General features: G+C 68.3%; 11 protein-coding genes. 7 read left to right on the forward strand and 4 right to left on the reverse strand.

The features are described from left to right. Window positions 1-3: 3 nt before the first annotated feature. Together AC07OZ_RS11490 and AC07OZ_RS11495 are read right to left on the reverse strand one after the other, a co-directional pair. A complete protein-coding gene (locus AC07OZ_RS11490) occupies window positions 4-921 on the reverse strand; it encodes a DUF2167 domain-containing protein (RefSeq protein ID WP_495467255.1) in 918 nt (305 codons plus the stop codon). 329 nt (window positions 922-1,250) lie between these two features. After that, window positions 1,251-4,811, reverse strand: a complete 3,561-nt coding sequence (locus AC07OZ_RS11495) for an indolepyruvate ferredoxin oxidoreductase family protein (RefSeq protein ID WP_495467256.1) — start codon at window positions 4,809-4,811, stop codon at window positions 1,251-1,253. Between the two features lie 238 nt (window positions 4,812-5,049). Between AC07OZ_RS11495 and AC07OZ_RS11500 the strand changes: the two genes are divergently transcribed. The 7 genes from AC07OZ_RS11500 (at window position 5,050) to AC07OZ_RS11530 (ending at window position 10,861) form a co-directional block, all read left to right on the forward strand. Next, window positions 5,050-5,625, forward strand: a complete 576-nt coding sequence (locus AC07OZ_RS11500) for an Lrp/AsnC family transcriptional regulator (protein ID WP_495467374.1) — start codon at window positions 5,050-5,052, stop codon at window positions 5,623-5,625. A gap of 101 nt (window positions 5,626-5,726) precedes the next feature. Further along, window positions 5,727-6,617 (forward strand): EamA family transporter, encoded by an 891-nt coding sequence (locus AC07OZ_RS11505; RefSeq protein WP_495467257.1) that lies wholly within the window; start codon window positions 5,727-5,729, stop codon window positions 6,615-6,617. Then, window positions 6,614-7,381, forward strand: a complete 768-nt coding sequence (locus AC07OZ_RS11510; protein ID WP_495467258.1) for a zinc metalloprotease — start codon at window positions 6,614-6,616, stop codon at window positions 7,379-7,381. Before AC07OZ_RS11505 ends, AC07OZ_RS11510 begins: the two co-directional genes overlap by 4 nt. An 84-nt stretch (window positions 7,382-7,465) precedes the next feature. Continuing rightward, on the forward strand, window positions 7,466-8,173 hold the full coding sequence (locus AC07OZ_RS11515; protein ID WP_495467259.1) for a hypothetical protein: 708 nt from the start codon (window positions 7,466-7,468) through the stop codon (window positions 8,171-8,173). A gap of 115 nt (window positions 8,174-8,288) precedes the next feature. After that, window positions 8,289-9,611: a glycoside hydrolase family 18 protein gene (locus AC07OZ_RS11520; RefSeq protein WP_495467260.1), complete on the forward strand. Its 1,323-nt coding sequence runs from the start codon at window positions 8,289-8,291 to the stop codon at window positions 9,609-9,611. 108 nt (window positions 9,612-9,719) lie between these two features. Further along, window positions 9,720-10,115, forward strand: coding sequence for a methylglyoxal synthase (locus tag AC07OZ_RS11525; protein WP_495467375.1), 396 nt, complete (start codon window positions 9,720-9,722; stop codon window positions 10,113-10,115). A gap of 59 nt (window positions 10,116-10,174) precedes the next feature. Next, window positions 10,175-10,861, forward strand: coding sequence for a YciI family protein (locus AC07OZ_RS11530; protein WP_495467261.1), 687 nt, complete (start codon window positions 10,175-10,177; stop codon window positions 10,859-10,861). A gap of 132 nt (window positions 10,862-10,993) precedes the next feature. Here the strand turns inward: AC07OZ_RS11530 and AC07OZ_RS11535 are convergent, their stop codons facing one another. Further along, the gene (locus AC07OZ_RS11535) at window positions 10,994-12,487 is read right to left on the reverse strand and encodes a M28 family peptidase (protein WP_495467262.1); all 1,494 of its coding nucleotides are present in this window, start codon (window positions 12,485-12,487) and stop codon (window positions 10,994-10,996) included. 12 nt (window positions 12,488-12,499) lie between these two features. Then, complete coding sequence (locus AC07OZ_RS11540; RefSeq protein ID WP_495467263.1) at window positions 12,500-13,171, reverse strand: dienelactone hydrolase family protein; 672 nt, start codon at window positions 13,169-13,171, stop codon at window positions 12,500-12,502. Window positions 13,172-13,216: the final 45 nt, after the last annotated feature.

Genomic DNA, 13,216 nt, shown 5'->3' on the forward strand with positions numbered 1-13,216 from the left:
GGCTCAGGACTCCGCGGACTCGCTCTTCTTGCGGCCGAAGAACTTCATGATCGCGCCGCCGAATCCGACCACCGCCAGGATGATGATCTTGGCGAACTTCAGGAAGAATGCGCCGACCACCGCCAGCAGCCCCAGCTTCTTCGCGCCGACGCCCAGCACCAGCGCGGCCAGGCCGTACTCGGCGACCTTGTCGGTGCTGCTGTTGAAGTCGGCGTAGCGCTTGCCGTCGTTGAACTCGAGCGCGCCCAGCAGCTGCTGCGCGTCGCCCTTGTACTTCGGCAGGTCGTCCAGGCCCGTGACCAGGTTCAGGCTCATGTAGCCCTCGCGGCCCAGCGCGTAGGTGTTGTAGTTGACGCCCTGGGGCTCGCCGGCCTGCGCGCCGACCTCGCGCGACTTCATCGCCCAGACCAGACGGTGCGAGTCCGCCGCATAGGTCGGCTCCTGCGCCCAGCCGGTGATCTCCAGTCCGCGCACGCCCATCTTCTTGCGCTCCTCGTTGGCGGCCTCCGTGCCTTCCTTGAAGCTCTTCAGCATGTCCGCCGCATCCCAGTGCTTCGCGTCGTCGTCCTTGATGTAGCCGGACTTCTCGAAACGCAGCGTCGCGAACCAGTCGGCGTCGCCGCGCGGGAACACCACGCCTTCCAGGTCGCCGTAGTCGCCCGGATTGCCCATCGCGCGCATCAGCTTGGCCGCATGCGGCTGCGGGATGTAGACCTTGCCTTCGGGCAGATGCAGCACCGCCTGGCTGGACAGCTTCACGTCCTGCGGCCCCTTCACGATGTCGTTCTGCGCGGCGGTCAGCACCTTGGCGAACTCGTTCTCGCCCGTCTGTGCCGAGGCGGGCGCGGCCGCGATGAACATCGCGCCGGCAAGCGCGCCGATGAAGGCCCGCATCGAGCGGGCGAAGGGGGTGGCGGTCATTGAAATTCCCTCGAAATGGTGTGTCGAACCTGGCCTCTGGCGGGCCGAAGGGTGCGAGTCTATCGATGCAGATCGTCGGGAAAGCCGAACTTCCCCCATCCGGGGGCATCAAAAAGCCTGAGCAGTGACCAAAGACATACAGCCCGCCCGGTCACCCGGGGCGGGCTGTATCGATCCGTTTGCCAAGGCCCGCAGGCAGCGAGCGGGAGGGCATTCGAAGTCAGCGAGCGAGTGTGGGGCCGGAGTAGGGCTTGGGGTTCGCGGACGCGAGGCCCCATGCCCTGCGGAGAGCCCGCGCTTGGCCACTCGTCAGCAGCGACCGGGGAAGGTCAGGCCACCTCGCTCCACTGCTTGGCCAACTGGTCCCACTTCAAGCGCGCCGCCTTCACGTGGCGTTCCTTGACGTGGCCGTAGCCGCGGATGTCTTCCGGGATCCGTGCCAGCTCGACCGCCGTCGACAGGCGTTCTGTGCTGAGGCCCTTGGCCAGGATCGCCTCGATCGTCGCGCGGTAGTCGGTGATCAACTGGCGTTCCATCTTGCGTTCCTCGGTGTGACCGAACGGATCGAACGCGGTGCCGCGCAGGCCCTTCATCTTGGCCAGCACGCCCATCGCCGGGCGGACCCAGGCGCCGAAGGCGCGCTTCTGCAGATGGCCCTGGCCGTCCTTCTTCGCCAGCATCGGCGGGGCCAGGTGATGCACGACCTTGAAGTCGCCTTCGAACTGGCCCTTGATCTTGTCGAGGAACTTCGTGTCGGTGTGCAGGCGGGCCACCTCGTACTCGTCCTTGTAGGCCATCAGCTTGAACAGATAGCGCGCGACCGCCTCCGTCAGGCGCGTGCCGCCGACCGAGGCTTCCGCCTGACGGACCTTCTCGACGAAGGCGCGGTACTGCTCGGCGTAGGCGGCGTTCTGGTAGTCGGTCAGGAACTCGACGCGCTTGGTGATCAGCTCGTCCACGCCCTGGCGCTTGACGAAATTGATGACCTGTTGCGCCGCGAACAGCGACTGCACCGCAGCCAGGTCCTGCGCGCAGCGACGGCCCCATTCGAAGGCAGCCTTGTTGTTGTCGACCTGCACGCCGTTGAGCTCGATGGCGCGCATCAGCGCGGCGTGGCTCAGCGGCACGCGGCCCTTCTGCCACGCGTATCCCAGCATCAGCGGGTTGGTGTACAGCGAGTCGCCCAGCAGCTTCACCGCGACCTCTTCCGCGTCGAACATGCCCAGGTGCGAGGCGCCCACGGCCTTCTGCACGGCGGCCTCGCAGGCGGCGCCGGGGAAGGACCAGTTGGCGTCGTTGACCAGCGTCGCGGTCGGCGAGCCGTGCGTGTTCAGCGCGACGAAGCTGCGGCCTTCGCGCATCACGGCCAGCGTCGTCTTGTTGGCGGCGACGATGGAATCGCAGGCGATCACCAGGTCGGCTTCCGCGGTGCCGACCTTGGTGCAGTGGATCGCGTCCGGCGTGTTGGCGATCTGGATGTGGCTCCAGGTCGCGCCGCCCTTCTGCGCGAGACCGGCCGCGTCCTGCGTGATCACGCCCTTGCCTTCCAGGTGCGCGGCCATGCCGAGCAACTGGCCGATGGTGATCACGCCGGTGCCGCCGACGCCGGCCACGACGATGCCCCAGGCCTCGACCGCGTTCGGGATCGTCGGCTGCGGGATCACCGGCAGCGACGCGTCGAACGGGCTGACGCGCTTGTCCTTCTTCGGCTTCTTCAGCTCACCGCCTTCGATGGTGACGAAGCTCGGGCAGAAGCCCTTCACGCAGGAGAAGTCCTTGTTGCAGGTGTTCTGGTTGATCTGGCGCTTGCGACCGAACTCGGTCTCCAGCGGCTCGACCGACAGGCAGTTCGACTGCACCGAGCAGTCGCCGCAACCTTCGCACACCAGCTCGTTGATGACGGTGCGCTTGGCCGGATCGACCAGCTTGCCGCGCTTGCGGCGACGGCGCTTCTCGGTCGCGCAGGTCTGGTCGTAGATGATGACCGTGGTGCCCGGGATCGCGCGGAACTGGCGCTGCAGGTCGTCCAGCTCGTCGCGGTGATGGACCGTGACCCCGGGCGCCAGCGGCTTGCCGTCGTACTTCTCCGGCTCGTCGGTGACGATGATCAGCTTGGCCACGCCTTCGCTGACCAGGCTGTTCATGATCTGCGTGACGCTGTGGCCTTCAGGGCGCTCGCCGACCTGCTGGCCGCCGGTCATCGCGACCGCGTCGTTGTAGAGCACCTTGTAGGTGATGTTCACGCCCGCGGCGATGGACTGGCGGATCGCCAGGATGCCGCTGTGGAAGTAGGTGCCGTCGCCGAGGTTGCTGAAGATGTGCTTCTCGTCGGTGAACGGCGCCTGGCCGACCCAGGGCACGCCTTCGCCGCCCATCTGGGTGAAGGTCGCGGTGTTGCGGCCCGGCATCCAGGTGACCATGTAGTGGCAGCCGATGCCGCCCACGGCGCGCGAGCCGTCCGGCACGCGCGTGCTGGTGTTGTGCGGGCAGCCGGAGCAGAACCACGGCGTGCGGTCGGCGCCGCCGGCGGTCTTCTCTTCCGACTTGAGCGACTGCTCCTTGGCGTCGATCAGCGCGACGCGCGCATCCAGGCGCGCGGCGGTGTCGGCGTCCACGCCCAGCTTCTTCAGCCGCTTGGCGATGGCGCGCGCGATGATGGCCGGCGTCAGGTCGGCCTGCGGGCGCAGCAGCCAGTTGCTGCTCGGGTTCGGGTGGCTCCACTCGCCGCCGCTGCGGTCGCCGTCGGTCTCGTCGAACTTGCCGAGCACGTTCGGGCGGACGTCGGGACGCCAGTTGTACAGCTCTTCCTTGAGCTGGTACTCGATCATCTGGCGCTTCTCCTCGATGACGAGGATCTCCTGCAGCCCGGTGGCGAAGTCGCGGGTGATGGTCGCTTCCAGCGGCCACACCACGTTGACCTTGTGCAGCCGGATGCCCAGGCGGCGGCAGCTGTCGTCGTCCAGGCCCAGGTCGTGCAGCGCCTGGCGGGTGTCGTTCCAGGCCTTGCCCGACGCGATCAGGCCGATGCGGTCATGCGGCGTGGCGATGACGTTGTGGTTGAGCTTGTTGGCGCGGACATAGGCGAGGGCGGCGTACCACTTGTGGTCCATCATCCGCGCCTCCTGATCGAGCGGCGGATCGGGCCAGCGGATGTGCAGGCCGCCCGGGGGCATCTGGAAGTCCTCGGGCATCAGGATCTCGACGCGGTCGGGATCGACGCTGACGCTGCTGGAGGACTCGACGATCTCCTGGATCGTCTTCATGCCCGACCACAGGCCGGAGAAGCGGCTCATCGCGAAGGCGTGCAGGCCCATGTCCAGGATCTCCTGGACGCTGCTCGGGAAGAAGACCGGGAAGCCGACGGCCTTGAAGACGTGGTCGCTCTGGTGGGCGGCGGTGGAGCTCTTGGCGATGTGGTCGTCCGCGGCGATGGCGATCACGCCGCCGTGCTTGGAGGTGCCGGCCATGTTGGCGTGCTTGAACACGTCGATGGAGCGGTCCACGCCGGGGCCCTTGCCGTACCACATGCCGAAGACGCCGTCGAACTTCGCCTTCTCGGGGAAGAGCGCGAGCTGCTGGGTGCCCCAGACGGCGGTGGCGCCGAGTTCCTCGTTGACGCCCGGCTGGAAGACGATGTGCTGCTTGGCGAGGTGCTTCTTCGCGGCCATCAGGGCCTGGTCGTAGCCGCCCAGCGGGGAGCCGCGGTAGCCCGAGATGAAGCCGGCGGTGTTGAGGCCGGCGATGGCGTCGCGGGTGCGTTGCAGCATCGGCAGGCGGACCAGCGCCTGGACGCCGCTCATGAAGGCACGGCCCTCGTCGAGTGCGTATTTGTCATCCAGCGTGACCTTCTCCAGGGCGCGCAGGATGTGTTCGGGCAAGGGGGCGTTCATGCGGGGAGTCTCCTGATGGGTGGCTGACCTCGGGCCCCGCTTGTGGCGGGGCCGTGTGCCTTGGCTGCCGTCGCGCCAAGTATGGCGGCGCGCGGAAAACGCAGAGAACAGTGTAGGAAACAATGCCCGGCGAGTGTTTGCTAGTTCTGCGCCGGTGGTGGTCGTTTGAGCAAGAATCTTTCCCGGAATGACGAAAGGGATTCGAATGGCATCGAAAAACGGGACATCAGGGAAAACCATGAGGGCGACGACGGGTTCTGCGGGCGGCGACGAGGGGGTCGACCGGGGCGCCGATCGGGGCGAAGACGCGGGCGGATCCGGTGGCCCGGCAAGCGGCGAACTCGACCGGTACCACGTGGCGATCCTGGGCGAGCTGCAGCGCGAAGCGCGCCTGTCGAATGCGGAGCTGGCGACGCGGATCGGGCTGTCGCCGGCACCGACCTGGCGGCGGGTGCGGTGGCTGGAGGAGCAGGGGTTCATCACCGGCTACCGCGCCGAGATCGACCGGCGCCGGCTGGGTCTTGGCGTTCTCGCGTTCGTGCGCGTGGACGCGGACCGCAACAACGGCGCGGCGACCAAGCAGCTGGAGGAGGCGATCCGGCAATTGCCGGAGGTGATCGCCTGCCACTACATCAGCGGCGCCGGGACCTTCGAGCTGGAGGTGATGGCCACCGACCTGGACGCATTCAGCCGGTTCTCGATCGAAACGCTGCTGAACCTGCCGAACGTGAAGGACATCCACACGAGCTTCTCGCTCGGAGAGGTGAAGGCGGGCGGGGCTTTGCCGTTGGGGCATTTGAAGCCGAAGGGCTGAAGTCCTTCGCGCTGTACCGGTCGCACACCCAATCCCCTGTACCGGGTCGGCGCGGAGCCCAGCAGGCATAGTCGACGGTCCCCCCTCGCTCCCCGGCCGCCATGACGCTACCGCTCCGACATTTCCTGCTCGCGCTGTCCGTGGTCGCCATCTGGGGAAGCAATTTCGTCGTGATCCGCTGGGGCCTGAACGCCTTTCCGCCGCTGCTGTTCGCGGCGCTGCGGTTCACCTTCGCCGCGCTGCCCGCGATGCTGCTGCTGCCGCGTCCCAAGGTCGGCTGGCGCAACCTCGCCGCGTACGGCGCCTTCGTCGGCGTGGGGCAGTTCGCGCTGCTTTACCTGGCGATGCGCTCGCAGATCTCGCCGGGGCTCGCCTCGCTCGTCATCCAGACGCAGGTCTTCTTCACCTTGCTGCTCGCCATGCGCATGAGCGGCGAACGCGTCCAGGGCTTCCAGTGGCTCGCGCTGATCACGGCCGCCGCCGGCATCGGGGTCATCGCCTCGCACACCGACGGCACGACGACCGTGCTCGGTCTCGGGATGGTGCTGCTGGCCGCGCTCTGCTGGTCCAGCGGCAACATCGTCGGCAAGCGCGCCGGCGCCGTGAACATGCTGGCCTATGTGGTCTGGAGCAGCGCCTTCGCCGCACCCGCGCTGTTCGCGCTGTCCTTCATCGTCGAAGGTCCCGCGCAGATGGGCGAGGCGATCCAGAACGCCAGCGTCGGCGCGTGGGGCGCGGTGCTCTGGCAGTCGGTGGGCAACACGCTCTTCGGCTACGGCGCGTGGAGCTTCCTGCTGTCTCGCCACCCCGCCGCGACCATCGTCCCGATGGCGCTGCTGGTCCCCGTGTTCGGCATGAGCTGCTCCGCGCTGCTGCTCGGCGAAGGCCTGCCGCCGTGGAAGCTGATCGCCGCGGCTCTGGTCATCAGCGGGCTCGCGATCAACCTGTTGTGGCCGCATGTGCGCGGCGCGCTGCGGACCGCGAAGGCATGAGCCCGAGTCTCGGCAAACGCATCGACATGGGCATCGGCATGAGCGTCCAGCGCAGGCTCACCGGTGCTCTTGCGGCGATGGTCCTGGCGCTGTCCGGGGCGCTCACGCCTTTTGGTGCGAGCGCCCAGTTCGTCCCGCCGGAAAAGGGCAAGGCGCCCGCGACCATTCCCTCCGTGCGCGACCAGGAGATCGCCCAATGCCTCCCTGGCGAAGTGCAGACCTGGGGCGACGGACGCGACCGTGCGATCGCAACGCGCTCGTTGCGCTTCGCGTATCGCCACGACAACGCGCCGCCGTGGTTCAGCGAGCCGCAGGTGATGGCGCTGGTGAAGCGTTCCGCCGAAGCCTGGACCGCCTGTGGGCTGAAGCTCGCCGTCATCGCGGTGCCGGTCGGCCAGGTGCCGCCGGAGGATGCCATCCAGATCCTCTGGAGCGACGTCGGCAGCCGCGGCCAGTTCGCGTTGGCTAACGTGACCGCGCGCAGCCTGTCGATCGGTCCTGGTCTCTTCGCGCTGCTGCGCGAGCGCAACCCCAAGCACCCGGCGGACCAGACGCTGCAGATGGTGCTCTCGCACGAGATGGGCCACTTCTTCGGCTTGATGGCGCATTCGAAGCGCTGCGTCGACACGATGTCCTACTACGACAACGGCAAGGGTGAACGCTGCTCACTGCGCGATCCGAAGAGCTGGGGCAGCGTCGTCGAGTACCGCTCGATGCTGCCCACCGCCTGCGACATCGACCGCTGCAGAGCGTTGAACAAGTGACGTCCCAGGCAGCGTCCTGAGCGGCGTCCTGAGCGAGCCCGTGACGGGGTCGTGATTGACGTCCTCGCGGCGTATGCTGGCGCGATGAACTCCCACCGCCGCCTCGTCGTTCTTGCTGCCGCCGTGCTCGGTGTCGGCGCTTCCGTGCTGACGCCGGTCCACGCCCAAGGACCGAAGCAGAACCTGCAGGTCGAGATGCGCTGGGTCGAATCCGAACTCAGCGGCTCGACGGTCGCCGGCATCCGCGACGGCAGCACGGTGGTCAGCACCGGCGGCTCCGTGTCGGCGCGCGGCGGCGTGGCGCTCTCCACCGAGAACCGCGAACAGCGTCAGCAGCTGTTCCCGCGCCTGCTGGTGCTCAACGGCTCGCAGGCTTCATTCACGATGACCGAATCGACACCGATCCAATGGGTCGACGTCGCGCTCGACCGCCAGCAGGGTGAGCGCGATCGCGTGGTCGTCGTGCCGCGCCAGGGCGTGGCCGAGCGCGTGCGGGGCATCGTCGTCCGTCCGAAGTGGCCGGGCGGACGCAGCCCGGTGGACATCGAAGTCCGGGCCTCCGATCAGGCGCAGATGCCGCAGGGCGGCGCCTACGGCACGTCGCTGCCCGATGGCCAGCAGCGCCCGAGCACCGACGTCCTCAGCACCGTCCAGGCGCCGCTCGGCATCTGGGTCACGATCGCACGCACGGGCAGCGTGAGCTCGAGCGCCAGCCGCAACACCTACAGCACGCGGGACGCGGAGGTGCAGAAGCTTCGCGAACTTCAGCTTCGGGTCGACGTGGCGCCGTAGGACGAAGTGGCTCCATAAAGGTTTCTCCGAACCTGCCGTATCGGTCGAATTGGTATTTGACTGGTGTTAATTTTTGACTCGTTCCGCTAAGCTGCGGCGTCCATTGGAGGCCCGCATGTCCGTTCGAGTCCTGTCCCGCATCCCGAGCCCGCTGACCGCCGCGATCGCCGCGCTGGGTGCCATTGCGGCTTCGGCCGCCATCGCCGCGACGCCGGCCGCCGAAGCCAAGGCGGAAGCGCCGGGCTATGCGCTTTTCGGCGCGAAGCCGGTCGAGTTCGAACGCACCGGCGGCAAGATCGTCGGCATCTACGTGCCCAACTGGGAGCCGGTCGAGCTGATCGAGCGCGTGCCGCCGCAGAACCTGACGCACGTGCTCTATGCCTTCCTGCGCCTGTGCGGTCCCGGCCAGCTGGAGAAGGACGCCGCCAAGTGCGTCGGCAAGAAGGATTTCGAGATCGGCACCGGTCCGATCGATGCGCGCTTCAACACCGCGTTCCAACGCTACAAGCAGCGCGCGCCGCACCTGAAGATCGTCGCGTCGGTGGGCGGCTGGGGCGGGTCGGATCCGATCTTCCACCTGGTCGGTGACCCGGCGAAGCGCGCGGTGTTCGCGGCCTCGGCGCAGCAGTTCCTGCGCGACCATCCGGCCTTCGACGGCATCGACATCGACTGGGAGCATCCCGGCAACAACGGCGCGGCCAATGGCGTGCAACTCGGCAGTCCGCAGGACGGCCAGTCCTATGCGGACCTGATGGCCGATCTGCGCAAGGCGCTGGACGCGTTGACGGCGGAGACGGGCCGTCCCTACCTGCTGACGACGGCCGTGAATCCGATGGACTCGATCGTCGGCAAGATCAACTTCAAGGACGCGTCCAAGCCGCTGGATCTCGTCTTCATGATGACCTACGACTTCTACGGCATGTGGTCGCCGGTGGCAGGGCATCACACGACGCTGCGCGCGTCGTCGCCGCAGGCGGACGACAGTCTGGAGCGCGCGGTGGCCAACCTGGAGAAGGCCGGCGTGCCGCGCTCGAAGCTGGTGGCCGGCGTCGCGATGTATGGCCGCGGTTTCACCGGCGTGAGCGAGACCAAGGCGGGCACCGCGAAGGCCGGCGCCTATCCGGGCGGCGAGGGCGCCCAGGGCTATCGCGAGATGGCCGGTCGCATCCTCGATGCGAAGGGCAACGGCCGCGCGGGCTACCAGTCCGTCTGGGATCCGGTGACGCAGTCGTGGTCGCTCTTCAATCCGAAGCTGAAGCTCTGGATGGGCTACGACGATCCGCGTGCCGTGCTCGCCAAGGGTCAGTTCGTGCGCGACCAGGGTCTGGCCGGCGTCTTCGCCTGGGAACTGAGCCAGGACAACGGCGACCTGCTGAATGCGATGAACCGGGGCGTGGGCAACGTGCCGCTGGCCACGCAGAAAGAACCGCGCCGGTAACTCGCACAGCTATCCACCGGGCCTACGATCGCGGGCATGACTGCCTCCACCGCTCCCGCCCCTTCTCCCATTCCTTCTGCCGGTTCTGCGACGGCGACCGCTGCGCCCGTGCGTCTGCGCATCGCCCTGATCGCCCACGACGGCAAGAAGGACGAGATGGTGATGCTGGCCACCGAGTTCGCCGGATTCCTCGGCGGCTGCGAGCTGGTGGCGACCGGCACGACCGGCTCGCGCCTGGCGGCCGAGGTCGGCCTGACGGTCGAGCGCATGCTGTCCGGTCCGCACGGCGGCGACCTGCAGATCGGCGCGCGTCTGGCGGTCGGGCTGGTCGACGCGGTCGTGTTCCTGCGCGACCCCATGACGCCGCAGCCGCACGAACCCGACATCAACGCGCTGGTCCGCGCCTGCGATGTCCACAACGTCGCCTGCGCCACCAACGTCACCAGCAGCCGGCTGATGCTGCGTTCGCTGCAGGTGCTCGGCACGGGCGGCGGCCGGGAGTAGAGTCGTCCATCGACGCCGGGGTCCGTCGACGATCCCGGTGAACGACAAAGGAGACTCCGATGCAACGACGTTCCCTGATCGCCTCGGCGGCGGCCCTCCCTGCGTTATCCGCGCTGGCGGCGCTGCCGGCCCGTGCACAGACCCGTCCTCCAATGATCGCAGCCGAACAGTACTGGTTCATCTTCCTCGAGACCGGCAAGCCGGTGCCCGACGACAAGGCCGCTGTCGCGGCGATGCAGACCGGGCACCTTGAGAACTTCAAGCGGCTCTTCGCCGACGAGAAGCTCTTCGCGGCCGGACCGATGCGCGATCCCTTGAAGCAGAAGCTCGGGATCGTCGTGGTCAAGGCGCCGAACCGGCAGATCCTGCTGAGCTACTTCGAGCCCGACCAGTACATCCGCGAGGGCTACATGGTGGTCAACGCCCAGCCGGCGACGGTGCACCAGGCGCTGCACCACACCGGCATCGATCCCAACGGCATCGAGGAGAACCGCATCGTGCTGTTCAGCCGCGCGGAGGCGAAGGACAAGGACGCCGTCCCGATCTTCCTGCAGCGGGCTCTCGACGAAGGCGTCATCGGCGCCTGGTACTCGCTGGAGGACGGACCGATCGGCGAGGTCGTGTTCTCGCGCGGCACCGACGAGACGGCCCTGCGCAAGACCATGGCCGAATACCCGGGACTCGTGGACCAACGCGTCACGATGAAGATCTGGGGGCAGTGGCTGGGGAAAGGTGTGCTGCGGTGAGTCCTGCGTCGGACCGAGCAGGTCGCCGGGAGCCGGGGCACCCCCGGGCTCATACGCTCGGCAGGCTCCGCTAAATCGCCCGGGGGCACCCCGGCTCCCGCCGACCGGGACACCGAGGCGCTCGGGCCTTGGTCATCGCGCCAGCGGCAACGGATAACTCGCCAGACTCGCATGGCCTGACTTCGACACCGCCTGCACGCCGAAGATCAGGTTGTCCTTGGACAGCGGCAGCGTGACCTTGGTGACGTTGCCGACATCCTTCGCGCCTTCCCACGCCTGCGATTCGCTGCGGCGCCAGACGACGCGATAACCCGCCAGCTCCGGATCGACGCTCGCAGTCCACAGCAGCGTCGTGTCGTTGGTCAGCTCGCGCGCATCGATGCGCGCGCCCTTCACCGGCGACGGCGCCCAGGCCAGCGTCGCGAGGCCCGCGAGGTTCACGCGCGCCACGTCGGCCACGTACGCGAAGTCGACGAACTCCGGCAGGTCGCCGTAGACGACACCGCCCTCGGTGCGCAGGTTTTGGTGCTGGTGGCGGAAGTCTTCGAAGGGTTCGGAGAAACGCACCGCCGCGTAGCCGCGCTCCAGGAAGGGCAGATGGTCGCCGCCGCGCAGGTAGCGGTCGCGACGCTGGATCAGGTCGATGTGGAAGTCCGGCAGGTAGCGCTCGCCCTCGGCCTTCAGGTGGCGGCCGAACTGCTGCGTCGGCAATTCCTCGGTGCCGCCGGCCACCGCCAGCGGCTGCAGCTGCGCGCGGATCGCCGCGTTGGTCTTGATCTCGTCCTCGTTGGCCGGGCTGTTGGCGTTCGCGTTGACCAGCAGGCGCAGCAGCGGATCGAAGCCGTCGGCGAAGAGGCGCAGCCGCTTGGGATCGTGCTCGCCCTTGTCGCCGCGCGAACTGCCGATGATGTCATTGGTGATCATGCCTTCGACGTTCAGCCCTTGCGCCCGCGCCCGGCGGGCCCAGTGGCGGGCGCCGAGCAGGCCCTGCTCCTCGCCGGGAACGGCCATGAACACGAGCGTCGCGTCGAAGCGCTGCTTCGCCGCCGCGCAGGCCATCTCCATCACGGCCGCCGTGCCGGAGGCGTCGTCGTTCGCGCCGGGCGCCTCGCCCTGCGCATCCATCACGTCGCTGTTGCGCGAGTCGTAATGCCCGCTCACCACGAGGATCCGCTCGCGCGGCGTGCCTGCCGACGCGCCGGGCAGCGTGGCCACGACGTTCACCAGCTCCGTGGGTGCCGAGAGGCGGTTGCCCGCCGGCTCGATGAAGGCGTCCATCGTGACCTGCAGCCGGCCGCCGGTCTTCGCGCTGCAATCCTTCAGCTGCCGCTCGATCCAGCGCCGGGCCGCGCCGATGCCGCGCGTGTCGCTCTTCGTGTCCGACGCCGTGTGACGCGTGCCGAAGGCGGCGAGCTTGCGGATGGTCGACTCGATGCGTTCGGCGGAGATGTCCGCGAGCATCGGCGCGACGCGCGGATCCAGCGGCGGGGCGGAGGTCTCGGAGGCGGCGCGCGCCGTCGCCGACGCCGGCCCCGAGGCCGGCGTGGTCTGTGCGATGGCGGAGGAAGCGATCAGCGCCCAGACAGCGGCGGCGGTGGGGATCAGGCGGCGGCGAAGGAGGGTCATGGATTCAGCCGATCAGGCGAGGTGTTGCTTGAGGAAGTCCAGGGTGCGCGACCAGGCCAGCTCGGCGGCGGCCTCGTCGTAGACCTCGGCGCGGGTCTTGTTGGAGAACGCGTGGTCCGCGACGTAGCGGTGGATGACCGGGTGCCTGCCGCCCGCCTTCATGCGGGCCTCCAGGGCATCGACCTTCTCCGGCGTGCACCAGTCGTCGCGCGTCGCGAAGTGGCCGAGGAAGGGGGCGGCGATCTTCGCCGGGTCGGCGAATTCGGCCGGCGGGATGCCGTAGTAGCAGACCGCCGCCTGCAGGTCCTTGAGGTTGACGCCCGCGAGGATGGTCAGCGCGCCGCCCATGCAGTAGCCCATCACGCCGACGGGGCCGCAGCCGAGGTGCTCGCGCAGGTGCGTCAGCGCGCCCTGCAGGTCCTGCGTGGTGGCGTCGACGAAGTCCAGGCCGTCCATCATGTGGCTGGCCTCGTCGGCGGTGGCGGCGATGCGGCCACGGTAGAGGTCGGGCGCCAGCGTCGTGATGCCGGCGGAGGCCAGGCGCTCGGCGATCTCCTTGATGTGGGGTTTGAGCCCCCACCATTCCTGGATGAGGATCATGCCCGGCGCGCCGTCGCCGGCGCTGGCGAGGTAGCCGGCGGTGGTGCCGCCGTCAGGGCGTACGAAATCGATCATCTGTCCCATGTGGAACTCCCAGTGCGAGAACGAAGGATGAGAGGAAGAATCGGC

This window comes from Roseateles sp. GW821-FHT09G03 (assembly GCF_059416045.1).